Source organism: Methanoregula sp., assembly GCA_041645435.1.
In the GTDB taxonomy this organism is placed as follows: Archaea; Halobacteriota; Methanomicrobia; order Methanomicrobiales; family Methanospirillaceae; genus Methanoregula.
In genome coordinates, this window is record JBAZQB010000001.1 from 550,328 (window position 1) to 574,877 (window position 24,550).

Here is a 24,550-nt window from a genome sequence, read left to right on the forward strand (position 1 = left end):
TGGCGGCGTTAAAGCAAGAAAAGGAGTTCAGGATAAAGTGTTTCTTTGGCCAGATATTATCTAAATTTTTTATCGAGCTAATAACCAAAATATTATGCTGAAATAAATTGTTTAGACTAATAAACAAGGGAAAGTGAAAATGTATCTCTCCGAGCTAAAAATTTGGAATTTTCGAAAATATGGAATGGTTGGAGATCAATTTGAAGGATCTTCACCCGGGATTTCGATTGAGTTCCATGATGGAATGAATGTCCTTATCGGAGAGAATGATTCTGGAAAATCTTCGATTATCGATGCAATCCGTTACACATTAGGTACCCAGAGCGGAGAGTACACTCGTATTGATGAAACTGATTTTCATGTTGTAGAAAAAACGAGAGCGCTAGAGTTGCGGATAGAATGTATATTTCGTGGTCTTACAGAAATTGAATCAGGAAAATTTCTTGAATGGCTTGAAAATGAGGATCTTGGGGGAGAGCCTGCATTTATTTTAAAGGTGAATTTGAATGCATGGATCAAAGGAAATAGAATTTTTTCCAGTGTAAGAGCGGGTTCTGATACGGACGGCTCACAAATTGAAGGGGAAGCGAAAGCTCTTCTCCGGACGACATATCTTAAACCTCTTCGAGATGCTGAAGCTGAACTAATACCTGGGCGACGTTCAAGGTTTGCTCAAATCCTTAAAGCACATTCTCTGTTTCAAAAAGAGGCTGACAGTGATCATGACTTAGAGGTCATTTTTAATGATGCTAATCAAAAAATCGAAGAATATTTTAAAATCAAACCCGATGATGCAGGCGCCAGCAAGTTAATGAAATCACTTAATAATTATGTTGAAGCATTTTTTCCGCAAGGTGATGATCATAACCCCTCCGTAACCATTTCTGGTGGAGATTTATTCGACATCCTTCAACGTCTTACGCTTTCATTAGATACAAACCCATCCGGTCTTGGGGCGTCGAATCTTTTGTTTATGGCGACGGAACTTTTACTTTTGCAATCTGAAAATAATATTGGGTTAAAACTCGCCTTGATAGAAGAGTTAGAAGCTCATTTACATCCTCAGGCACAACTTCGTCTAATCCACTTTCTCGGAGGAAAAGCAGACAAAGGGCAAATTATACTTACCACACATAGTACGACACTTGGATCGAGTATCCCTCTTGAAAACCTTATCATTTGTAAAAAGGATAGAATCTTTCCAATGGGAAAAAAATTCACGAAACTTGACCCAAAAAATTATGATTTTCTCTACAGGTTTTTGGATGCAACCAAGGCTAACCTCTTTTTTGCACGGGGAATTTTAATCGTAGAAGGTGACGCTGAAAATCTCTTGATCCCAACAATAGCAAAAATTATCGATAGGCCCCTGCATCGTTACGGTATCTCGATTGTTAATGTTGGTAGTACAGCATTTTCACACTACGTGAAAATTTTTCATCGTGAGAATAATGAATCGATGGGATTTAAGGTAGCTTTGATCACCGATATGGATATAAAACCATTAGAATTCAACGATGATTCCGAATTGAAACAAACCGAAAAGGAAATTGCTGATAATAAAATTAAAAGGGTTTCCTCACTTGCCCATCTAAAGAATTCAGAGGTTGAAGTTTTCGTTTCTCCTAATTGGACTTTGGAATATGAAATTGCAATGTCGTCATTTAAAACTGATTTCTATCAATCTTTACTTTGGGCTGAAAAAATCGGGAATTCAAAAGATGGTATTCCCCTTGAATCTTTGAAAGAATCTGTCAAAACAAAGGTAGGTACTGATATTGCTGAATGGGAACGGTCTTTGAGTAGAGATACTAGAAAACGGGAGAGAATTGCATACGCAGTATATAAAAAATACATGTTGGACAAAAAAGTCTCTAAAGCAATAACTGCGCAGGTATTCGCACAATCTTTGGAAGAAAAAAATAATTCTTCAGCTCCAGGTTCAGTAAAAACAAGTCTACAATCGGAAAAAACCTTAGAGTATATACTAAACGCCATCTATCATGTAACCGAATGTCGGGAGACCTGAATGCCCATTGAAATTTCTGACGATGATATCAATTACGCTGAGAAATTATTGCTCCATGACGGTCAGAAATTCGATGAAGAAAGACGAGCATTCATTCAATGCATGGAATCACGAGATGTTGTTGCATGTCCGGGGAGTGGAAAAACAACTGCATTATTAGCCAAAATTTTGATCTTATCGAAGAAGATGCCATTTGAAGACGGTCGAGGAATTTGTGTTTTAACCCACACAAATGTAGCTATTAACGAAATCAAACAACGAGCTGGATCTGCTGCCGATTCATTATTTCAATATCCAAATTTTTTTGGTACGATACAAAGTTTTGTTAATCAATTTCTTACAATCCCGGCATACCGATCAGAATTCCATAAATCAATTACTGCAATTGATAACGGACGATTTCTTATTGAACTATCCAAGTTATATCGGGCGGATCGAAAATTTCAGTACTGGATGGATAAAAGAGGCGGAATTCCGACGTTAGCAAATTACTGGCTGCACCCACAAACATTATCCGTTTGGAAAAGTCTCGATGAAAAAATCACGAATCCGGGGGAGCATACTCCTTCATATCAAAAAATATTCGGAATGCGAAAAACACTTCTTGAAGAAGGGGTTCTTAGTTTTAATGACGCTTACTCAATCGCATTACGCTATGTCAATACGATTCCGAATATTCATAAATCATTTATGGGTCGTTTCTGCATAATCCTCCTCGATGAAGCTCAAGATACTCACGAACATCAGTTTCGTGTTTTGGATCGTATCTTCCCAACCGATTTTTTTATTGTTCAACGTATCGGAGATCCCAACCAAGCAATATTCAATTCAAATATTGGAAGCGAAATGATTTGGTCCCCACGAAATTCACTTCATTTTTCTGCATCGCAGCGTTTTGGAAGAACAATAACTGCATTATTAAGTTCGGTCAGAGTTAACGACGATATTAGCTTAAAAGAAAGTCAATCAATGGAGTCATTTCCTGTTCATATTCTAATTTTTTTACCCGGAGAAGAGGAACAAGTACTCAAAGCATTTGGGAAATTGATCCAAATGTATGAAATCCAAAAGGGATTATATTGCGCGATAGGATGGATAGGAAAAGATAATCGTGAGGCTAAAAAACTCTGTATTCCTTCGTATTTCCCTCAATTTTGTAATCAGCGTCAGCGTTCAAATAACGTTTTTTTCAATTTAATCACTTGCTCTGCATCTACAATACAAGATGCGAAGTCTCATTCTGTAAAACATTTTTTTGATATTATTTTTCAAGGGATTGCATGTGGACTTAATGTTGCTGGCATAAAGAATGAAGAAAATGATCGTATCCATTCCCCAAAAACTATTAAAAAATATTGGAAAGAGCAAAATGAGGTCTCCTATTCAGAGTTTCGTGCAAAAATCGCGAAGGCTTATCTTTTAGCTTTAATATCTGATATCTCTCCGAAAAATCTTCGTGATACAATTAGTGACTGTGTAAAAACAGTATGGTCAATCACTAATAGTAATGGAAAATCATTCCTGACAGATGATGAAATTGATCCTTCAATACAACCTGATGTTGATGGACCCACAAATCAATTTGTTTCGGATTATGGTTCTACAATTAATGTAGGAACAGTCCATTCTGTCAAGGGTGAAACGCATATCGCTACTCTATATTTAGAAACATATTATCAAAAATTCACCGATTCACAGCGGTTAATTGATTTTTTAAAGGGTAACCGACCAAAAAAAGATCTTGAGAAATCGTATCATATTCAAAATCTACTGATGGCACATGTTGCTTTTAGTCGGCCGAAACATTTGTTAGTTTTCGCATGTCAATCTTCGAATATTTCTGGTCATGAAGATGATTTGATAAAAAATGGATGGGAAATTCATTCTGTTTCAAATCTGTTAAAAAAATAGTGTAATTTCATCATTCTTTTTTCTTCAAGTTACTTGCTCTAGTAAAACCATCAGAAGCGAATTCCTGTTTTTGAGGGAGATAAGTTCGAATAAGCGCCTTATTATCTGCATTTCGGCGCTCAATTGCTTTTTCTGTACGTGGAGTCTTTTCTATGCTACTCATTACTTTTTCGACATGCATGTCGATATATTGGTTGTAGTTAGCGAACGCGGTTTCCAATTTCTGAAGGTCCTTTAAGAGAAATTTGTTCGATTCTGCACTTAATGCTGCATTCTCAATGAGGTCAGAAATTTCTTGCTGAATTTTTTGCCTGCGATAGTTATCGGGGGAAATAGCTTCAAGGTGACTGGCAATATCCGCGTCATCTTTCTGGCCCCCCATGTATCAAAATATCGCGGGAGCTATGATAAATTATATCTATCGAAAACATTTGCAACATATTCATCAATCGATGTAACCGACGAAGATATACATAGTGTAGTAAGGAAAGGAACAAGTGTGATATCCATCACTTCCTTTAATCAGAATTTTGATCCCCTCGGTTTCTTCAGACAACAAGAAAAAAATATTGATTGGCAAAATGATTGTGAAGATAAACTAATTCCATTCTACTTATGCAATTCATTATCTCGTCAATAACCTCTCAAGCCCCGTCCCCTCACACCGATTTTCGAGACCATTTAATCAGTTGGGCATCACGTCCAACCCGTCTATGGATGTCATACGCACAGGAGAGGAACGACGGGGATTATCTCCCGGACCGCCCACCCAGGAGTCCCGCCCACCACGCCGGAGGGCGGGAGCCATCGGGTCCTGCTGACATGAAGATCGGTCGGTCATGTTCACTCGTCCTCGCTAACGCTCCGGCTCGCTTCACATCCCCTCCCTTGCTTTCCCCGGAGTTGCCCGGTTGAGATGCAGTACGCCCCTGGCTCGTCGCGCTGCTCTGTCGCCAGCGGCTGCCCCGGCCTACTCCTCACATACCGCTTCGCGGAATGTTCGTCGCTGTTGATCGTACTCATGCAGTACGCTCATTGACACATTCACCCCGACCTCGCGCTGATGCACTCGCCCGGTGCGAACGTGGGCCGCTGGGCCTCGATTCTGATGTACTTGAGAATACGGGGGTATGGACCCTGAAGGAAAATAACCCCAATTCGGACTCCGTTTGCCATGCCCCTATCCGGAAAACCCCGCAAAATCGTCCTTTTGGGGGCCGATGGAAACGGAGGCAGTATATCACTCTGTTTGCCAAAATACGGCAGGAATGTATCTCGTTAAACGTCCACCAAAGCCCCTTAAATCGAGGCAGTTTTTGCCACTTAGTTTATCCCATCCGGACCCCGAAAAGGCTGCCGGAATGCGAATATGAGGGTCGTTTTTTCCGGGGGTCTGAAAAAAAGAGTAATTTTCAGAGGTGATTACCCAAAAAATCAATGTTTTTGAGCATTTTGCATCTGCGACATGCACCCCATTGCGGGCAGTCCGATCGCAGGTCCTCCCTCTAACTCGTCACCATTTTCTTAAACGCTTCAAAGGGCAGTGTTTCCGGCTTCACATAATCCGACTCGTTGAGCCGGCGGGGGATCTTGTATCTGATCAACGCATCATCAGAGGTAATGAAGTAATCACAGTCATACGCGATCGCGTATGCAAGGTGTGTCCGATCTGTCTTCTGACTCATCATCCGGCCATCGGTCAGGTCCTGTGAAAATTCATAACAGATAACCGCTACATCGTCAGTGGGAACGAGAATCGTAATATTCCATTCACTGAGCAGAGAGAAAAAACCGGTCAGGTGTTCGGCAAATTTCGCATCCCGTTTCATGATCAGGATTACTTCACCGATTACTGACAGGGAAGTAAAAATCTGATATTCCCGGTTTATCGCGTGATTGATGAGGGTTTTTCTGTCCTGGCTTTCCAGGCAATCAAAAAAGATTCCGGTATCAAGAAATACCTTTTTACTCATTATGCGAGAGCCCGGTATTTCTGAACGCGCCGCTCTGCCTCATCACGGCTTCGGGCAAAAACCACCCGGCCATCGGGACCAACGCCGCCACCATACGGAAGCATCCCCCGGTGATAGGGAGTTCCTACAACTTTTTTTGGGTCGTACTCTTCAGTCATTGACACCACTCTAATACTCATCATATATCATCAACCCGTAATCAATGTTTTTGAGCATTCTGCATCTGCATCAATTCCCCTCTGAACCGGTCCATCATCGCCTGGAACTCCGGCTGGAGTTCTCCCTGCGTCTTTGCCTGCATTATTTTATTTGCCGCTTCTTCGGTGAGTTCGCATCCGCACGTATCACAAAGTCCCCGTGTCGGACCGTTGACCGTGAAACACCGGGGGCACTGCCGGGCCTCAAGAGTCTTTGATCTCTCCTCTTTGGTAATGATCCCAGCCTTCTCAGCTACTACCCGTTCCACATCGGAATCAACCAAGTGAAGGTACGTTGAAAACATTTTGCTGTTGAGATTCCCCCACAGTAATTTCTTCACTATGGCCTCACCGTATCCCTGCCGGATAAGGATGGTTGCCCGTGTGTGCCGGAAGATGTGCGGAGTGATGTGCTTTGTTATTCCCGCTCTCTTGGCGATGACACGGATTTGTTTTGCCAACCCGTTATATCCAAGCGGGGCCTTCTTGTTTGAAAGGAATACGAATGCATCCGGCGTTACGGAAAGAGGGTAATCATTGCGCCAGGATGCGAGGTAGGCCCGGGCCATGACAAGGGGAACGGTCCGGTTCTTTCCGGTCTTAAACGCGGTCGTGATGGTGACGTTCCAATCGGTAAATTTTACATTTTTCCAGAGAAGTGTACCGATCTCCCCGATCCTAAAGCCACCTTCATAGAGTGCAGCGAGTATTGCCCGGTCCCGTGAGTTCTGACAGACTTCTATCATCGCTTTGACTTCTTCTTCGGTCAGGAGCATCTCGGGGCTCTTTGTGTTGGTGTCGTAGGCTGGAGGCTGAATTTTCTGGATTTTCTTTTCCTCTATGGTTGTGTAATGGTTTTCACACATCCAGAGGTAAAACCGTTTCAGGAACCGGACAAAATCGCATATTGAGTTCTGTTTATACCGGGGAATTCCGTTGGAGTCTTTTGCATTTCTCACACTATCGACGGCAGTGTAGATGTCTGCAACGGTATTCTGTCGGTAGGGGCCGAGATATTCACGGAGGTTTATCAGCGTGTGATTGAGTTTGAATGCTCTCCCGGTGCTGATATGGCGGGTTGCGCTTATCTCGGCAACAAATTCCCGGATTAACAGGGCGTCATCTTCGGTAATTCGTTTTTCTTCGATACCCCGTATCATTACGCTCTTGGAATATCGCATAAAAGTCGCATCGTCCGGATGGAAGTGCGATATTTGGGTGGTGCTGGTAGCTGCCATGCATCTAACATGGGTCGGAACTTTATATCATTTTGCTTTAGCGTTTGACCATGAGTGCATACGCCCGGCCGGGGCGTATTTCCTTTAAAAAATAAATTTCTGCGGAATCAGATTTTCTGTTTTAAAGTACCAACTTCATAAAAAATCTTGAAAAACGTTTTCAGTGATTATTATATTTTCTGAATCTCTCTAAAAAATGGATTCTTTTGAAAAAATGGATCAGAGTACCTGTTGTACAATTAATGTTGCATATCCACAGCAAGCGGCAATGAGGATCATGAACGTGGCATAATCCCTTCTCTGGAATACAAACTCCCTGATTCGTGTCCGTGTTCCTGTACGATAACCCCGGATATCGATCGTAAGCCCCAGTACCGTTGCCCGGGAAAGAGCGTTAGACACAAGCGGGATTATAATCGGTGCAATGCTACGGATTTTTCCCAGTATGCCGCTGCCCGGGTTATACCCGCGTGCCAGCTGTGCTTCATGAATCCGTTTCCCTTCGATCTGGAGGGTTGGGATGAACCGCAGGGCGATAAGGAACATAAGGGTATAGTCAATGGGAATTTTCATACGCTCCATAGTATGAACAATATCCCGCGGCTGCGTCGAGATTACAAAAAGTTGGAAGACGCAGATGAGGATCATGAATCGGAGGGTGAGAACAAGCCCGAAGTCGATCGCACCGGTAGTGATCGGGAAATGTCCCCCGATTCCTGGAATCACTGACGGAATCAGATAACCAATCGTCTCTCCGCTGGGCATCGTGATGATGGTGAGACCAAGGAGAATGACACTCATAAAGGCGATCAGCTTGAACTGCTGCATCACTTCGGTACTAAGGCTGGCTCCATATGCAATAATAAGGATAACGATGACCAGCAGGAAGAGGAACAGCAAATTTGTTGACAGGATCGACATCAGACCAAACAGGAGTATGAATGCGATCTTGGTAAACGGGTGGAGTCTATGGAAGAATCCGTCTTTGTGGACATAGGCAAGAATCTCTGCCATTTATGCACTCCCCGTCATGATAGTGTCAGAAACAATCTTTCCTTTCTCCATGGTTACAACCCGGTCTGCACAGATTGCGGCAATTTCCCGGTTATGGGTGATGATAATAATCGTATGCCCCTTCTGCTGGAGGGCTTTTAATATTTCAAGGACAAGGCGCGCCTCATTTCCGTCAAGGCCGGTGGTTGGCTCATCCAGCACAATGATTGCCGGTTGCATGGCAACCACACAAGCGATGGCAAGCCGCTGTCGTTCACCGCGGGAGAGCCACCGGGGGTAGAGATCTTTTGTATGTTCGAGCCCGACTTCAGACAGGGCTGCATCGATGATTCTCTCCCCATCGGTTATCCCGAGGTTCTTTAACCCGAATTCCACCTCCTCTCTTACGGTATCGGCAAAGAACATGTGATCCGGGTTCTGGAATACAAGACCGACATGCCGGGCAAGATCGGTAATTGTGCATTCACGAGTATTTTTACCTTTGACCATTACATCGCCACGGGTGGGTGTCAGCAGACGGTTAAAATGCTTGACCAGCGTGGTTTTCCCCGATCCATTCTCCCCAACGAGTGCAATAAATTCCCCCGAGTGGATGGTAAGGCTAATAGAATCAAGAGCCAGGATGTCCCCATATGCATAGGAAAGGTCCTGAACCTGAATAATGGGGCTGGATAATTCCTCGGTTTTATCGTCATGAGTAATTGCGTTATCAGGGGTTCTGATGCCCGAAAAGTCCGCTATCACGATCTTTCTTAAACGATCATCGGCCAGCACATCACCGGGTTTTCCGATAGCACTGATAGTTCCGTTCTCCATCACCACAAGGGTATCGACCATGTCCTTGAAATGAGCGTACTTGTGTTCGATGAGAAGGATGGTTTTTCCCTGTTTTTTCAAATCGGTAAGTATTGCAACGATTCGCCTGGTCGCATGCTCATCCAGTTCGGACGTGGGTTCATCAAGAATTAGGATATCATTTCCCAGCGCCAGTGTTGCGGCGAGTGCTACCCGCTGCTTCTGTCCCCCGGAGAGATTATGTGGGGAACGATTGCAGAGCTCCGTAAGATACGTAGTGGTTATGATAGAAGCGAGCCGTTCTTCCGTTGCGGCAACATCCAGCCCCCGGTGTTCGATAGCCGAGATGATCTCTTCTTCAACCGTTGTGAAGATCATCTGGGCTTCAGGATCATCAAAGACAATGCCGATCTTTTGTGCCAAAGCCGTAAGATTGGAATAGTCTTTGACATCCCGTGCATCAACCATTACCCGCCCTTCTTTTTTCCCTCCATATTCGTGGTGGAGGATACCTGCAGCTGCAAGACAGAGTGTGGTTTTACCGGAACCAGATGGCCCGGTCACCATGATACAACTGCCCTCTGGTAAAGAAAAAGAGAGATTTTTCAGAGCTTTTTGCACGGAGTGGGGATATGTATAACTAACGTTCTCGAGCCTGATCATTCCTGTCCTCGTGACAATACCCTGCTGGAAGGTATGTAGAGGATTTGGACGATAATCGCATTAAATACCGCAGTTATGACAACGATCGGTACAAATACAATAATAAATCCTTCTAAGGTGGCGTACTTTGCAAGGATCTTGGGCGCAACTGCGATGAGTGCAAGAGCAGCAAAGGCAAATCCGCTTGCAAGTGTTGAGAGAAACGTTGTGACAACGGGTGCGAACTGTGACCGGTTCTTTAAGACAGCATATATGCCGAAACAGACCAGTGCCCCTATAGGTTCGCTGATAAGGTTGGCAGGAGGGAATATGGAACCGGATATCAGCATCGAGAGGATACCAGCAACAAGCCCGATACCCAATGCCTCAAAGACTTTCGGCCGGATAAGGATGATCGCAAGACAGTAAAATGCGATGATCATGTTCGGTGTGAGCGGCGTATGAAGCATTGCAAGGAAATAGCGAAGGATCGCTCCGATGGCAAGCAGGATTCCGACAATGGCGATATCTTTTGATTTCATGGTAAACACATCATTTGACCGATTTGGGTTAATGGATTAGGGAGCACATAAGGATTCTGGAACGGATCCAATTGACTAAGTTATACGCTGATGTATATTTTTATTCATTCGTGTATTAAAATGTAACTTATTTTAAAATGGAACAAATCCGGATTTTGCTACACCGGCACGCACATCCGTTTTAATGTCAGGTATTATGTTCCGGATAATCTTTACGAGGTATGGAGGTAACCTGTATGACACTCCTTGTCCTGTATTATTCGATGTTTGGCCACGTACACGCAATGACAGAAGCAGTGGCAGAATGTGCAAGGCAAGTATCTCGCACGGTAGTAATTCTAGCCCGGGTTCCTGAAGTCCTTCCTGTACCAGTCCTGGAAAAAATGGGAGTCGCAGAAGCCTAAAATTTTTCGCTCACATTCCTGTATGTACGCCCCAGCAACTCGCAGAGGCCGATGCAGTAATTTTCAGGAACCCTACCCGTTTTAGGAATATGTGCGGCCAGATGCGCCAGTGCTTTGATGCTACCGGGGGGATCTGGAAAGCAGGAGCCTTGTCAGAAAAAGTCGGGAGTGTATTTACCGGTTCGGCAACCCTGCATGGGGGGCAGGAATCCACAATCCTGAGTTTTCATGTAACTCTCCTGCATCACGGCATGATCATTGCCGGATTGCCCTACGCCTTTGAAGGACAGCAGCGAATAGATAAGATAACCGGTTGTTCCCCGTACGGATTGTTAACAATTGTAGGTAATGACGGGCAGAGATGGCTAAGCGAGAACGAACTGGCCGGGGCACGATTCCAGGGCAATTATGTTGCGGGAATTGCGTTGAGACTTGTGCAAAAAAATCCGTAATAATTTGATTTTTCCAGCATATTCCATTACCCCGGAATAAAACTCTTTTTCATCATCGCTTTTTAATAAATTCTCTTCATTGCCATGGCAAGGTTCATTGCCTTTCACATGCACTTTTCGTATAAGGAAGGGTTGCGATGCTGTTTTCTCCGGGAAGTGATGACATTTACAAAGAAGCGCTTGCCCTGCATGCGAAACACAAAGGAAAACTTGAGATCCGTTCAAAGGTGCCTTTAAATAACAAACACGATCTTTCCCGCGCATACACCCCCGGCGTTGCAGAGGTCTGCCGCGAGATTGCCAAAGACCGGAATCTCGCGTATAAATACACGTTAAAAGCCAATACGATTGCCATCGTTACTGATGGTTCAGCAGTTCTGGGCCTCGGAAATATCGGCGGGTATGCAGCTATTCCGGTAATGGAGGGAAAGGCAATTCTTTTTAAGGAATTTGCCGGTATTGATGCATTCCCGATCTGTTTTGAGAGTTATGAGACCGATTTTGCCGACCAGGTAAAAAACATCGCGCCGGTCTTTGGCGGGATCAATCTTGAGGATATTGCCGCTCCTAAATGCTTCGAAGTCGAAGATGCGCTCCAGGATATCGGTATTCCGGTGATGCACGATGACCAGCACGGGACAGCAGTTGTCGTACTTGCAGCACTGCTCAATGCCTGCAAAGTGACCGGCAGAAGATACGAGGATCTTAATATTGTAATATCCGGGGCAGGAGCAGCGGGTTTTGCCATCACCCGGCTCTTAAAATGTATAGGCTACAACCCGAATGTCTGCACCCGGGTGAACGAAATTATTGTCTGCGACACCAAAGGAACGATCTGCCGGGGAAGAGAGGGGCTATACAAAAACAAGTACAAGTTTATCCTTGCTGAAGAGACAAACCGCCCGGGGCTCTCCGGTAAACTTGAGGATGCGATGAACGGCGCTGATGTCTTTATCGGTGTTTCGGCCCCCAATATTGTCACGGAAGATATGGTACGATCGATGAACAAGGATGCTATTGTATTTGCAATGGCAAACCCGGTGCCGGAGATTTGGCCGGATGCAGCAAAGAATGCCGGTGCTGCTGTTGTCGGTACCGGCCGGAGTGACTTTCCCAACCAGATCAATAATGTGCTGGCATTCCCCGGCATTTTCCGGGGGGCCCTTGACGCCCGTGCCACCCGGATAACCGATGAGATGAAGATCGCTGCTGCCCATGCGATTGCCAGTTGTGTCCCAAAACCCCAGCGCGAGCGGATTATGCCCAATATCCTTGATAAAGATGTGACCCGGGTCGTCGCAAAAGCAGTGGAAGAAGCAGCAGTTAAATGCGGGTGCAGCAGGCCTCTTTAACAAAATTAACAGAAGTACTGTGTCAACAAGCACTCATAAAGAATATTTTGGGAAATTTCAGAAAAAAGATCAATGGGCTTCGTGTGCATATCGTTGAGCAGCTTCGCTTCCGGTTACACAGAAGTCATGATACATGAGACCGAGTTCGGCCTGGACGGGACAATTCCTGCAACTGCAATCATGAGCCTCCGATGTGCTAACCGGGCTTTTTCCGGTAATACAATAGATGAGTTCTCGGTCGTCACATGATTTCTGGGGATATGATGGGCATTTCGAACAGGAACATGCAGACTTTTTAACTGCCATACATTCCTTTCGGTCGCGGGCATTTTTCTGCCAGGAATTATCAAGCCATTGTTCAAAGGCATCCATACTAATCGCTATCCATATCCGGTTATCTCGTAATCGATAGCTGTCGAGTTCTTTGCACATTCCTTGCCATGGATAAGCACTTCTTCAACCATTTTTTTAAGGAGTGCCGGGTATACTGCACCGACCATTTCCTGCACAGCTTTGCCATCGCAGAAGAACTTGAATGTTGGCGTGCTCTTCACGCCATAGCGTTCGGATGTCCACGGGTTTGTGACAATATTGATCTTTGCAAAGAAAACGGCATTTTTAAATTCTTCTGCATAATTTCTGAAATACGGCTCCATCTGGTGACAAAAAGTACATGAAGGGCTATAGAACATAACGGCAACAGGTTTTGTCCCTTTCTCCACCATTTTTTCCCAAACAAGATCATCGACTTCTACAAGCAGTTCTTCGGTCATATGCATCCCCGCTCAGCCAGACATTAGGGGATGCTGTTCAAATAGTTTGTCCTGCCGGCATAAGGAGATCGGATCCCCACTTTGGAACTGCGGAGGCCCGAACTACTGCGCTCTCGATACCCAGAATATTGATTATGCATAGTCCTTCATCAGCACATTATGATTTTAACGCGCTCCGCTCAGCACGAAATGCAGGATAAGTCAGCTCTCTCCTGTCACTTTCTTTTATTGCACTTGCGATGCATATGTCCATCAGGTACTAAAGGAGGGATAGTTGAATGCTGATGCGGATTGGCGGGAAAGATGCCGGAGGACCTCATGGCAGCTGGATCGAAGTAAAAAATCCGGCTACCGGAGCATTTATTGATCGGGTGCCGTCCGGAACACCGGAGGATGTCGCTCATGCTGTAGATGCGGCGGATGCGGCGTCCGGGGGCTGGAAGAAAAAACCCATGCGGGAGCGGGGAATGATCCTGTTTCGTGCCGCCGGGCTGGTACGGGAGCAGCATAAGGATATCGCTCACATCCTGACCCTGGAGCAGGGAAAACCGCTCCGCGAATCAATCGATGAGGTCAGGGGTTTTGCCAATATTTTAGAGTTCTATGCCGGGATCTCGGCTCACTCAACCGGTGAGGCTGTTCGCCTTGGCCCGGCCGGTGACTGCATCATTGTCCATGAACCCTTAGGAATCTGCGGAGCGATCATTCCGTGGAATATGCCGGTTATCATCATGGGCTGGAAGGTGGGTCCTGCACTCCTTGCCGGAAATACAATGGTGCTCAAACCAGCGTCAACGACCCCCCTGTCCACCCTGAAACTCGCAGATATTCTTGATAAGGCCGGTCTTCCACCGGGAGTGCTCAATATCGTGACTGGCAGCGGGGAGTCCGTTGGAGCGGCTATTGTCCGTCACCCCCTTATCCATAAAGTTTCCTTTACGGGCAATTGTAAAACAGGTGAAAAAATCCGGAAGATGGCATCGGGAACGTTAAAAGATCTTACGCTGGAACTCGGGGGATCTGACCCGATGATTGTTATGGATGATGCCGATATAGACAATGCTGTAGAAGGAGCGCTCCGTGGCCGGTTCTACAATGCAGGTCAGGTATGCTCCGCTGTAAAACGCCTTTACGTACACGAGAAAATTGCCGATACCTTTGTCAGGAAATTACAGGTGCGGGTAAATGCCCTGAAAGCAGGAAACGGCCTTGAACAAGGAATCGATCTGGGACCCCTGAACAGCGCAGGACAGCGAGAACAGATTTCTGACCTGATTACTGATGTTGCGGACAAACAAGAAGGAACAATTCTTTCTGGGGGTTTCTCTCCTTCCGGACCTTCGTACAATGCCGGGTATTTCTACAATCCTACCCTGGTCTCGGATGTCAGCCCGGGCTCACGGCTCCTGACCGATGAGATCTTCGGGCCGATCCTGCCGGTGATGAGGATACCGGATCTCGATACGGCAATTATTGAAGCAAACCGTTCTCGGTACGGACTTGGCGCCTCGGTCTGGACAACCAATCTTGCAACAACAAAACGCGTGTTTGATGAGGTCCATGCCGGTATCATCTGGGTGAACCGCCACCTTACCGTGCCTCCCGAAATCCCATTCGGGGGCATGAACGCAAGTGGTATCGGCCGGGAGAACGGCTCTCATGCACTGGAGAGTTACAGCCGGACCCGGACACTGTTTCTGGGGTGGTAATTTTTTTGGCCGGTAAAAAGGTGGATCTTTATTATTTAAATGAACAAAGCATGTAAAAAAATATGATGTTTTCCCGTTTCAGGGCCTTTTTGAGGTACGACGGGATTAGGATTATTAAATTTTTACTTACCAAAATCGCCGGGAGCGTGTCCTATTGGGGGCGGCAACGGTCATCGTATTTGAGGTATGGAGGCATCAGCCCTCATCATATCTTTAGGTAAATACCAGCGATACCGATACAAAATGGCAATTGATCAACAAAATGTGTTGAAGAACTAGGATTGTTCTTGGCAAGTGGTGTTAACCCAAATCTATTTTTTCTTGGCAGAAATTTTCTCTCAAAAAGATATTGCACATTTTTTTTTAAATTACGTAGCATCCCCATCCAAATAATTGCGGTTGTTAAAATTGGTACTCCGGTGCTTTCCGGTACTGCTCGAAATAATTCCCAAGAAGATCATTTTCCCGTTCCTTAAGCTGATGCGGGAGGACTGTTTTTTCCATTGTCTGGAAAGAAAACTGCAGTTCCTTACCGTCCCAGGAGTTCCTGCTAAGATCTGATAATTTTTCAGCACAATTCCCGGACTGGCCGATAGAGCAAATCTCCTGCGAACCGGCATCGAACAGGATATACACGCCCGGTCCTGCGGGAACCGTCAGTGTTTTTTCTGCCACGAGTGTTTCACGAACACTCCACGTGAGCCCCATCCAATCCGGTTCCCCGGGTTTTCCTGCAGGAGGCAGCGGCAGGAGACTCGGTCCCCCAGCCGGGTTATCCTTCTGGTCAGCATCTAGTTTCCCTCCCCGTAAATTTTCTTTCCTTGTCGTGGACTTTCGGTAACGCGGGTGGAACCGGCCGAAATTGCAGAGTGTTGATTCCCCGCATTCCTGCCGGCACTGGTACAGGAGGTAGTTTTGCATGCCCCGTCTCCCGTTTGTCGTGGCATCGAGCGGTGCGGCAGAACACTCGTATTCAAAACCTTCTGCATCCTGCCAGGCCCACAGGGCCGGAGCTTCCGTGTGAGGGTCAGTCCATGGCATCAGATCCCTGCCCCGGAGCTCCATGCGGAGATCATGCAGCCGCTGGTGGAGCGTCCGCCGGGTCTCCCCAATGTACATGAGGATGTCTTTTCCCACCGGCCGTATGCGATAGAGCCCGGGCTCTTTGGGAATCATTCGGAATTCGGGTTTGTCTGCGGTGAACGGGACCCACGGGGTCCAGGGAAGAGCAGTCCTGATTTCCGGGACGTTCTCCGGCTCATTGACCCCTGACGGGGATTGCTGGTCGGGATGGGGCATCATTCGTAATCATAAATAGGCGGGTGACAGGATAATGGTGGCGGGGATTTGTAAAAAAAGTCTCTTCCCGGTGATCTTTTCCTTACCTGTGCACCCGGGAAGTGAGAATCCCATCAATCTCCCGCTTGATCAGTTCTTCCGGGGTTCGACTGAAAACTTCAAAATCCGCTTCAGCTTGGGCAAGTTCCCGCGCCCGTTTTTCGACAGAGGACCGGAGTATGATCCGTTTCTTCAGGATATCCTGTTGTATCCGTTGCAGCTTTAAAATCCCCCTCTGGAGCTCCCGCTCTACTGGTCTCATCATAGGCTGGTACTTATGGATGAGGGGTTTGATATCGGACTGCTCGATCCCCTGGGTTGAATCATAAAGGAAATTTCTCTCCATTTTTTCGCGCCAGGCAAGAAGCTCGTTGGTCAGGGTATTGTCGAGCTGGGGAATATCGACTAACCTGTTCCGGGTAATATCAGCGGCAGTGACGATCCCGACAGACTTTAAGACATTTTTCAGCGGGGAATTGATATGGGGTGAGGAGCAGGAATCTATGCTGCAGCGCTCAAGGAACTTGTCCCGCTGCCGCTCTTTTTTTGTGTGTTCCAGCGTCAGAAGGCCGGCCCTGTATCCTCGGTCTATGCCCTCAAATTTTCCTTTGAGCTCCCGCAGATGATTCAGCTGCGCAAAAAATGCAGAATCACCTGCTTCTGCCGTCCACTTCTTGTTCCACAGGTCCCACATGTAGCGTGCACTGTCGAGATTTGCCCTTCTTCGTTTCTTCTCACTGGCTGCTTCCCCGGGATACAGGAACAGTACCGCAACGATAATAGCTACGGGAAGGAACGCGAGATAATCCGTAACCATCTCCATCAGTGCCATAACGACACAGCCCGCGATAATCACCATGCCCGCGAACTGGCGGAAATTCCTCCAGTCAAGGGAACGTCCAATTGCCGGAGAGATGGGTTGCGGGCAGGAGTAAAAATTGCCGGGGCTGATCTGCGGGATTGGGCCCGGGGGGTTTATCGCATCTACTTTTTGCCACTCGCGCCGGAGATCGATCTTTGTTATCCGGTCGGCACTGAGGAATAACAGGAGACCGGATCTCTCTTCGAGCCTGCACCACGGACATGCAGAGAGTCCTGAATAGTAACTGTGGACGGAATCCGCACCGCACTTGCGCATTCTCTGTTCGAGTTCCTCAAGAGCGTCCCACCAGTCCCCGGCACCGGGGCGGCCGGCGGGCCTGGCCCCGTTTTCAGTAAAAGCACTTTCAAAGAGCCCGGCCACTTGGTTGGGGACAACGGACAGGTCGACGGAGTTCGGTGGCGGGGCGATCGATTTGAGCGGCGCATTTTTTCCGTAAGCAAACCGGAATTCAGCTATTGCTTTTTCGAGTGGCATGTCTTCTTTTCCTGCGTACACGCCCGAATAGGGATGCCTGCCGAAAAAGAGGAGCTGGAATAAGAGGATGGATAGTCCGAAATTGTCGTGGTTTGCCGTCCGCTCCATTTTAAAATGTTTTGAGTTCTGGATTTCCGGCGGGGTAAACTGGGCCACCCCGACTTCGCAGCAATAGAGCCGGTTATTTGTCCGGACCTGGAACGAGTCGCAGTCGATAAGCCGTACACACGCCTCGTCATTGACAAGGATATTGCCCTCATTGACATCGCCGATAACGTACCCGAACTTGTGGATCACGAAGAACGCAGCGGCAAGGTTTTTTGCCGTGCGGACGAGAAAACGCCAGTCCGCATGAGGGAAGTGCTCTTTTCTGTGCGTGGGTCCGTACACCTTGTGTACGGGTTCGTAGTCACTGATCTTCGGCATGAGGAAGCCGATAACCGGTCCGCTTTCGGTTGCATGGAGCACATCGGTCGGCCATGCCGAGATGCTCTTAAGCTCATCATTGCATCCCCTTGCCATAAGGAGCAATTTCTCCTGTTTCTGTGTCTCGAGCGGCTTGTGATAGATCTTGGCAACGACATTTACGTGCGACGGAAGCGTCTCGTACACGTCCCCTTCGCCCCCGCTCCCAATCTTCCTGCCAAGGAGGATACGGTTGCCGGAACTATCAAAAAACGGCCTGAAGGGAACAGACGCCATAGATTAACCTGTCATTCGCACGGCAAGGACGAGTGTCTTGTCATCATCGCTTCTCTCGCTGATATCGTCACGGCAGAGAAAGTTTTCCAGTTGCGTCGAAAATGACTGGGACCCATTCACCGGGTGTTGCCCGAGTGCGGAAAAGAGTGGCTGGAAAAAGCCGGGGTGGGCTTTTTGAAGCGCAAACGAGAGGACAAGGTTCTGCAGACCATCGGTGAACAATGCAATCTCATCCGGTAATTCCGCGTGGAGGATGTGCAGGTGATCGAGATACTGCTCATCCGTAATGAAGTAGGTCGTATTGGCATACTCTCCCTGCTCCGGCCAGAAAATGGTCCGGTAGTCCGTGCCAGAACCGGTCACGATTGCGCCATCGCCGATCTGGAAAAAGACAGATCCACCGTTTCCCGCAACCGAGCCCAGGATGGTACAGGCATATTCCCGCAGCGGTTTTCCTTCTGGCTGCGTTTCGGCAATGATCGCATCCCGGGCAGCGGTGATCCAGGCTTTCACATCATCATCAGTGATGCCGGAAAGGTCGCCGTTTTTGCGGAGCGTTTCAGAGATTTGTGTGTACAGCATTTCACAAGTGATCTCTGCCCCCTTGCCGCCATCGGACGTGCTGCCGGCGCCATCAGCAGCAATGCCAATAAAAAATTCAGAATCTGAAATCTGGATTGTACCGGCCCGGGAGGAATCCTGGCCATTCTCACCGCGCCGGGTATGGGCTTTTCCGGTAACAGATGCGCAGGTGTACTTCCATCTCATATCTCGCTCCAGCCGAGGGGGGGAGCGAGCTGGATACGGTCGCCGGGATTGCTCCGTGAGGCCGATTTCATCGAATTGGAGAGCCACTGGAAGAATTCGCGGAACTTCAGGCCCTGGAGTTTGACCGGGTCCCGTACCGAAATCTGCTTTAAGATCTTCATGTCGGCCTTGTTGACGCCAATGGCAAAGAACGCAAAGGATTTTGCACTCTCGCCTTCGCGGACCATGGCAGCAGCACTCTGCCACTCGTCGGTTGGGGCGCCGTCCGTGATTAGGAAGATCCAGGGGCGGTAGAACGAGATGCCGTTTGCCCGGTACTGTTCTTTGCGGGTTTTAATAAGATCGATGCCCTTTCGTATTGCTTCACCCAGAGGTGTGTCGCCATCTGCCTGGAGCTGGGGATCAAAGAAACATTCAGCGGTATTGAACTCGGAGATGAGCCGGACCGGGCCAAACGAGAGTAAGGCGACTTCGACCCGTTTAATTGCGAGCGAGTCGTTCTGCAGCTCATTGTAAAAATCACGGATCCCGGCATTCAGTTCGGTGATGGGCTGTCCAGCCATCGATCCTGATGTGTCGAGCAATAAGAGGCAGGGGCACCGTGGCTCGGGGTTCTCTGCAAAAGTCACCGCTCCCAGTGGCTGCTGGTCGGGGAGTATCGTGTTGAGATCATCACTCATTGTATTTCACCGTAAAATGTCGGTAGTAATACTATCGGCTGTATATTCTTAGTTAGCGTTCTTTTGTTTTAAATTAAATTTCTTGTCCTGAACTAAAAAAATATGCAAAGGGAGGTGTGGGAGGAAAAATCCGGAGTAATTCATTAGCTCGTAATCCGGTATTAATTGGCATTTTCTGGAATGTGGTGGGAGAAGACTATTACGCGATCAGCCGGAAAACGTCGTCCAGATGTCTAAAAAGATGTATACTAAATACACGTCAGGTAAAATACAGGAATACTATGAGCCCCGCTGTCCGTTCACAGAAGGTGAGTTCTGTATGCAGGAGATGAAAAAACCGTTAATTCTTCTCGCAGGACTTCTTGTCCTGCTGGCCGGTATTGTTTTCCCGGTGACCGCTGCCATAACCGATTCTGCCAACTGCCCGGCCTGCGGTATGGTATGGAAGGATACCTGCATACCGTTCGAGCGGAACAACGAGACTGCGTATAACGAGGAAATTACTGCTTCCTTTGCACCCGTTGCGGCAAACCAGACCCCGGTTCCCGATTACAGCACCCGGTCCTGGAGCTCGGCGTTCCTTGCCTTTCATAATCTCATCAAAGAAAAGTATGCCTTTACGCAGTGGCGAGCGGTTGATTTTGATGCACTCTATGCTACCTTTGCGCCGGCTATCGCAGATGCAGAAAAAAAACAGGACAAGGCCGCCTATTACCGGGCCCTCAGGGGATACCTGTTTGCCATCCCGGACGGGCACGTTGACGTACTCGACAACCGGCGATTTCGGGGCTAAGTATGCCGACATCGGCGGGGGGTATGGGCTTGCCGTGACCAGGCTCGATTCCGGAAAAGTGATCGTGAGTTATGTGGCAAACGGGAGTGCAGCAGAAACTGCGGGAATCCGGCCCGGGGATAGAGTGACCTCATGGAACGGCAGGCCCATCATGGATGCCATCAGCGCCACGTCTTACATATGGGCCGTGAAGAAACCTTCCACCGCTGAGGGGATCCTGCTCCAGCAGCAACGGCTCCTGACCCGGGCCCCGGTCGGAACACCGGCTACCATTACCGTAACTGCAGGTACCGGTTCGAATCCTCGGACTGTGAACCTCACGGCCTACGATGACGGGGCCGACACTCTGAAAAGGACCACCTTTTTCCTCGGCAAACAGATCAATGATATTGGAGCTCCCAGTATCCTGACCGATATCAAGCCGCAGATCAGCAATGATACGCTCACGTACCGGATCTTGCCCGGAGGGTACACATACATCGCAATCTACGATGAGTCATATGAGGTCTACCAACCGTTTAAGGCCGCGATGCTTTCCGCAATTGCGAACAAGTCACCCGGCATGGTGATCGATCTCCGGTACAACAGCGGTGGGGATGACAACATCGCGTCCTGCTTTGCCGGCTGGTTTGTGGACAAGCCGGTATTCTACGAATATGCCACCAAGTATGATACCGGTTCCCGGAAGTTCATGGTTGTGTCAGAAGCCTGGACCGTGCCCCGGCCAATCGGGTACCATGGGCCGGTAGCGGTGATGGTCAGCCCGGACACCATCAGCTCCGGGGAAGGAGTCCCGATGATCTTTGCAAAGTCCGGAACCGGCACGATCATCTCCTGGTACGGGACCAACGGGGCTTTCGGCATGAACGGCCTCCAGGCTATCCTGCCGCTGGGCATGTACGTAGTCTTCCCGGACGGGGCATCGCTCAATGAGAAACACGTGATGCAGGTCGACAGCAATGCGTCTGGCATCGGCGGCGTGTCGCCGCAGATCCGGGTTCCGCTCAACGAGGATACGGTTGCACGCACGATGTCCGGAGAAGATGTCCAGCTGACCTATGCGCTGAATTGGTTAATTGAGCAGCAGAATCCAAAAACTCCGTCAGCAACTGCGGCAACAGCTATGCCAACACAGAAATCTGCACCGGGTATTACAATGATTGTCGTTGCGTTCGGTCTTCTTGTCGTGATTGCCGGACGGAAGTAATTTTTTTTCTTTTCGATAGTCTTCTTTCAGATAATCGGATTGATGAGAAGTAATTCCGTTCTTACCGGGCAGATACTCATCGAATTATCCGCGACCCTGTGCCGTTACCTGCGGCAGAGGATCCCTGTCAATCTTATTCACTAAAAAACCATGATTGAAGGATTTGTAAAATTTTGTCACCCTTGAATGAGGGGCGGGAATGAGGTAAAAAAATTACGGGGATACAACCACATTTTCAAAACGGATCATCAAATCCTGGCTGTTGAGACCAGAGGGCAGCGTGCAGGATATTATGGTATCTTTTGTGACATGGCTGCCGGCATTCAGGGTCCCGAGGTAGATCGTATTCCAGCAGACCTGCCGCCCTTCATAGTACAGGTTAGCCGAGACCGTTACTTCCCGGGCATCAGTATACCCTACATTGAAGCTGTCGACATGTACGAGAACCGAAGACGGGTTGGAAGTACCGGCAGATGGCGGCCATGTCCAGTATCCGTCAACATGGATCTGGGGGAGATCGGTTTTCGCTATGCCCGGATTTACGATGGCAAAAGTTACGGGCAGGGTAGAAGGAGCGCTCACCAGCGCAACCGGGATTTCTGAAAGATTTTCGTCAACCTTGATGGTGGCAGACCAGCGCTCATACCCGCGCTCCCGAACTTCAAGCGTGTGGTTACCGGTCGGGATTGCTGTTATGGTGGCCGGTGTGGTACCCCGGTATTCATTGTCCAGGTAGATTTCTGCCCCGGTCGGCGAGGAGGTGATCCTGACAGACCCGGTCTCCGGTGCCGGAATGGGTGCCGTAGTGCACCCCGATAGTAAGACTCCCAGTATCACAAGGCAGATGACAATATTCCTGAGACGGGAAGACTTCTGCTGCATAGGTACCAGATTTCATACACTTTTTGTCTATATCTTTTGTGTATGTTATTGCCGCTCACGATAATATTCCGGCAGGTAACCCGGTATGTACTAAGAATTCCCGGTGTGGTCACGATCGATATTCCTGTCTTGCTGTTCGCTGTATCGGAACCAAAGCATCAGATATAGGGAATGTCTGTGAAAGAACAAACTAAAAAAAAAGAAAAATTAACCGTAAATACACTCAGAAGCGGGGCTTCCGGTGTTTCGGGAGGCAGTCTCTGCAGTAGACGGGCCTTCCCTCAGTTGGCTTGAACGGTACTTCGCATTCTTTTCCACAGTCTGAACAGACTACTTTTGTCATTTCACGGGGACCGAAGTCACGGGGACCGCGGTTTCCGCCAAAATTTGATTCTCCATACATGATAAATTACTCAAACAGTCTGATTATAACTGTGCCACTATACAGGTCTCCAGAGTATAAAAGTGTCTGTATTGGGACAGATATTCGTACGGGGTGACCCGGTCTCCCCGATAACCCTGCTTATGATCAGCTAGGGCTGTTTCAGAGATCATCAATGATTCTTTTTACAATAATCTCAAAATCTTCTTTGGAACAATCGATGGTTATATCGGCATACTTTTCATACAAAGGAATCCTCTGGTCATACATGTGACGGAGGCTCTGGCCCGCAACCAGAACAATTCCCCGGGTCGTGATATTTTTGAGTCTATTTTCCATCTCCTCATAAGAGATCTTCAGGTAAACGACAATGCCATCCTTTTTGAGATGCGCCATTGCATTTTCATAAAAAACCACACTACCCCCCGTCGCAATAACCGTATTGAGGCGATGGAGGGACTGGATCGTTTCTTCCTCGATTTTTTTAAATGCATCAGGTCCGTCCTCATCAATAATTTTCTGCAGGAGCCTTCCAGCCTGTTCCTGTATCATAAGATCGGTATCAGTAAATTTCATTCCCAGGGTTTTTGCAAGGATCACGCCAGCAGTACTCTTCCCTGCGCCAGGCATGCCGATGAGGATGATGTTTTTCATAAGTTTTCCTTTTGATTGAAAGAGAATATTTCCGTGGAAGGATATGAATGGTGGGGGCTAGAGGGATATCTCTCCAATACATATAGCGAAGATTAGGGAGCGGAGTGTCTGACACTTAAGGGGAAAATACCGCTTATTAGTATCGATGCTTCCTGCAAAGGGCCATATGCCACCAATCCCATCTCACAAAATTTCTCCGTCATATGTCCTCTCTAAATAAAGTGGTTCGGGCACGAATTATTACTTAAATTGAGCGAATTCCGGAACACTTATTTTAGGAAACTTCATAATGATCTCTGTTTGGCCGGATTCGGCATGTTTCGGGCTCAGAAAAAGACGCTAATAGAGCCTTTTAGATTGACAATCGCTTACTGGATGGGCTGGAACAGGGTCTAAATGAAAGGAAGGGTTGTTTTGGGGGTAAAATCGGACCTTGCTCTCATCGAACTGCGTCAAAAATTTCAGGTATGTTTTTAATCCCCTCTTCATGCAATTCCTCCAGGAGTTTTCGATAGAACTGGGGATGATCTTCATCCAAACGGGGGTCATTTTGGGCTTTGTCAGGTCTTTTCTGGCAACGGGGGTTATTGCGCAGCCGGATTAGGGGGATTGTGAACTCTGAAAACAGGTGATTTTGACCTCCGAAAAAAAGATCCTCACATTCGCTTTCCTGCAGGCTTTCCGGGCACCGGAAGGGGTGAACTAAGTGGCGAAAATCTCCTTAACCCCAGGCCCTTTGGCAGCCATTGGGCGAGG

The 24,550-nt window shown here is 47.7% G+C and carries 24 protein-coding genes; 9 read left to right on the plus strand and 15 right to left on the minus strand.

All coding sequences use genetic code 11. From position 1 onward, the window contains the following. Window positions 1–139 precede the first annotated feature (139 nt). On the plus strand, window positions 140–2,029 hold the full coding sequence (locus tag WC593_02590; GenBank protein MFA4824024.1) for an AAA family ATPase: 1,890 nt from the start codon (window positions 140–142) through the stop codon (window positions 2,027–2,029). Further along, on the plus strand, window positions 2,030–3,940 hold the full coding sequence (locus WC593_02595; protein ID MFA4824025.1) for a UvrD-helicase domain-containing protein: 1,911 nt from the start codon (window positions 2,030–2,032) through the stop codon (window positions 3,938–3,940). Between the two features lie 10 nt (window positions 3,941–3,950). On the opposite strand, the gene WC593_02600 is transcribed toward WC593_02595, so the two are convergent. The 7 genes from WC593_02600 to WC593_02630 form a co-directional block, all read right to left on the minus strand. Further along, window positions 3,951–4,322: a hypothetical protein gene (locus WC593_02600; GenBank protein MFA4824026.1), complete on the minus strand. Its 372-nt coding sequence runs from the start codon at window positions 4,320–4,322 to the stop codon at window positions 3,951–3,953. A 1,123-nt stretch (window positions 4,323–5,445) separates the two neighbouring features. Next, on the minus strand, window positions 5,446–5,913 hold the full coding sequence (locus tag WC593_02605) for a PIN domain-containing protein (GenBank protein ID MFA4824027.1): 468 nt from the start codon (window positions 5,911–5,913) through the stop codon (window positions 5,446–5,448). Next, window positions 5,913–6,071 (minus strand): hypothetical protein, encoded by a 159-nt coding sequence (locus tag WC593_02610; protein ID MFA4824028.1) that lies wholly within the window; start codon window positions 6,069–6,071, stop codon window positions 5,913–5,915. The genes WC593_02605 and WC593_02610 overlap by 1 nt, the downstream gene beginning before the upstream one ends. 41 nt (window positions 6,072–6,112) lie before the next feature. Next, the gene (locus WC593_02615; protein ID MFA4824029.1) at window positions 6,113–7,348 is read right to left on the minus strand and encodes a tyrosine-type recombinase/integrase; all 1,236 of its coding nucleotides are present in this window, start codon (window positions 7,346–7,348) and stop codon (window positions 6,113–6,115) included. 219 nt (window positions 7,349–7,567) lie between these two features. Next, a complete protein-coding gene (locus tag WC593_02620; GenBank protein ID MFA4824030.1) occupies window positions 7,568–8,362 on the minus strand; it encodes an energy-coupling factor transporter transmembrane component T in 795 nt (264 codons plus the stop codon). Further along, window positions 8,363–9,820, minus strand: a complete 1,458-nt coding sequence (locus tag WC593_02625) for an energy-coupling factor transporter ATPase (protein MFA4824031.1) — start codon at window positions 9,818–9,820, stop codon at window positions 8,363–8,365. It lies immediately after the preceding gene. After that, window positions 9,817–10,341 (minus strand): tryptophan transporter, encoded by a 525-nt coding sequence (locus WC593_02630; GenBank protein MFA4824032.1) that lies wholly within the window; start codon window positions 10,339–10,341, stop codon window positions 9,817–9,819. The genes WC593_02625 and WC593_02630 overlap by 4 nt, the downstream gene beginning before the upstream one ends. Before the next feature lie 236 nt (window positions 10,342–10,577). Between WC593_02630 and WC593_02635 the strand changes: the two genes are divergently transcribed. From WC593_02635 to WC593_02650, 4 genes are all read left to right on the plus strand, one after another. After that, on the plus strand, window positions 10,578–10,745 hold the full coding sequence (locus WC593_02635; protein ID MFA4824033.1) for a hypothetical protein: 168 nt from the start codon (window positions 10,578–10,580) through the stop codon (window positions 10,743–10,745). A 14-nt stretch (window positions 10,746–10,759) separates the two neighbouring features. Next, window positions 10,760–11,197, plus strand: coding sequence for an NAD(P)H:quinone oxidoreductase (gene wrbA, locus WC593_02640; GenBank protein MFA4824034.1), 438 nt, complete (start codon window positions 10,760–10,762; stop codon window positions 11,195–11,197). A gap of 137 nt (window positions 11,198–11,334) precedes the next feature. After that, a complete protein-coding gene (locus WC593_02645; GenBank protein MFA4824035.1) occupies window positions 11,335–12,549 on the plus strand; it encodes an NADP-dependent malic enzyme in 1,215 nt (404 codons plus the stop codon). Window positions 12,550–12,675: 126 nt separating this feature from the next. Next, window positions 12,676–12,798 (plus strand): hypothetical protein, encoded by a 123-nt coding sequence (locus WC593_02650; GenBank protein ID MFA4824036.1) that lies wholly within the window; start codon window positions 12,676–12,678, stop codon window positions 12,796–12,798. Window positions 12,799–12,929: 131 nt separating this feature from the next. On the opposite strand, the gene WC593_02655 is transcribed toward WC593_02650, so the two are convergent. After that, window positions 12,930–13,322, minus strand: coding sequence for a thioredoxin family protein (locus WC593_02655; GenBank protein ID MFA4824037.1), 393 nt, complete (start codon window positions 13,320–13,322; stop codon window positions 12,930–12,932). Window positions 13,323–13,600: 278 nt separating this feature from the next. Here WC593_02655 and WC593_02660 point away from each other — a divergent pair, with 278 nt between their 5' ends. After that, the gene (locus WC593_02660) at window positions 13,601–15,031 is read left to right on the plus strand and encodes an aldehyde dehydrogenase family protein (GenBank protein ID MFA4824038.1); all 1,431 of its coding nucleotides are present in this window, start codon (window positions 13,601–13,603) and stop codon (window positions 15,029–15,031) included. 402 nt (window positions 15,032–15,433) lie between these two features. On the opposite strand, the gene WC593_02665 is transcribed toward WC593_02660, so the two are convergent. From WC593_02665 to WC593_02680, 4 genes are all read right to left on the minus strand, one after another. Next, a complete protein-coding gene (locus WC593_02665) occupies window positions 15,434–16,333 on the minus strand; it encodes a hypothetical protein (protein MFA4824039.1) in 900 nt (299 codons plus the stop codon). A gap of 79 nt (window positions 16,334–16,412) precedes the next feature. Then, the gene (locus WC593_02670; protein MFA4824040.1) at window positions 16,413–18,428 is read right to left on the minus strand and encodes a hypothetical protein; all 2,016 of its coding nucleotides are present in this window, start codon (window positions 18,426–18,428) and stop codon (window positions 16,413–16,415) included. Between the two features lie 3 nt (window positions 18,429–18,431). Beyond that, window positions 18,432–19,196 (minus strand): PP2C family serine/threonine-protein phosphatase, encoded by a 765-nt coding sequence (locus tag WC593_02675; protein MFA4824041.1) that lies wholly within the window; start codon window positions 19,194–19,196, stop codon window positions 18,432–18,434. Further along, the gene (locus WC593_02680) at window positions 19,193–19,876 is read right to left on the minus strand and encodes a VWA domain-containing protein (protein MFA4824042.1); all 684 of its coding nucleotides are present in this window, start codon (window positions 19,874–19,876) and stop codon (window positions 19,193–19,195) included. Before WC593_02680 ends, WC593_02675 begins: the two co-directional genes overlap by 4 nt. Before the next feature lie 319 nt (window positions 19,877–20,195). Here WC593_02680 and WC593_02685 point away from each other — a divergent pair, with 319 nt between their 5' ends. Both WC593_02685 and WC593_02690 read left to right on the plus strand, forming a co-directional pair. After that, window positions 20,196–20,669: a hypothetical protein gene (locus WC593_02685; GenBank protein ID MFA4824043.1), complete on the plus strand. Its 474-nt coding sequence runs from the start codon at window positions 20,196–20,198 to the stop codon at window positions 20,667–20,669. Then, window positions 20,614–21,876: a S41 family peptidase gene (locus WC593_02690; GenBank protein ID MFA4824044.1), complete on the plus strand. Its 1,263-nt coding sequence runs from the start codon at window positions 20,614–20,616 to the stop codon at window positions 21,874–21,876. Before WC593_02685 ends, WC593_02690 begins: the two co-directional genes overlap by 56 nt. A gap of 213 nt (window positions 21,877–22,089) precedes the next feature. Here the strand turns inward: WC593_02690 and WC593_02695 are convergent, their stop codons facing one another. The 3 genes from WC593_02695 to WC593_02705 all read right to left on the minus strand — a co-directional run bounded on the left by WC593_02695 (window position 22,090) and on the right by WC593_02705 (window position 23,794). Continuing rightward, window positions 22,090–22,758, minus strand: a complete 669-nt coding sequence (locus WC593_02695; GenBank protein MFA4824045.1) for a PEGA domain-containing protein — start codon at window positions 22,756–22,758, stop codon at window positions 22,090–22,092. A 223-nt stretch (window positions 22,759–22,981) separates the two neighbouring features. Then, window positions 22,982–23,161, minus strand: a complete 180-nt coding sequence (locus WC593_02700) for a CxxC-x17-CxxC domain-containing protein (GenBank protein MFA4824046.1) — start codon at window positions 23,159–23,161, stop codon at window positions 22,982–22,984. Between the two features lie 141 nt (window positions 23,162–23,302). Then, window positions 23,303–23,794, minus strand: coding sequence for a shikimate kinase (locus WC593_02705; protein ID MFA4824047.1), 492 nt, complete (start codon window positions 23,792–23,794; stop codon window positions 23,303–23,305). Window positions 23,795–24,550 lie beyond the last annotated feature (756 nt).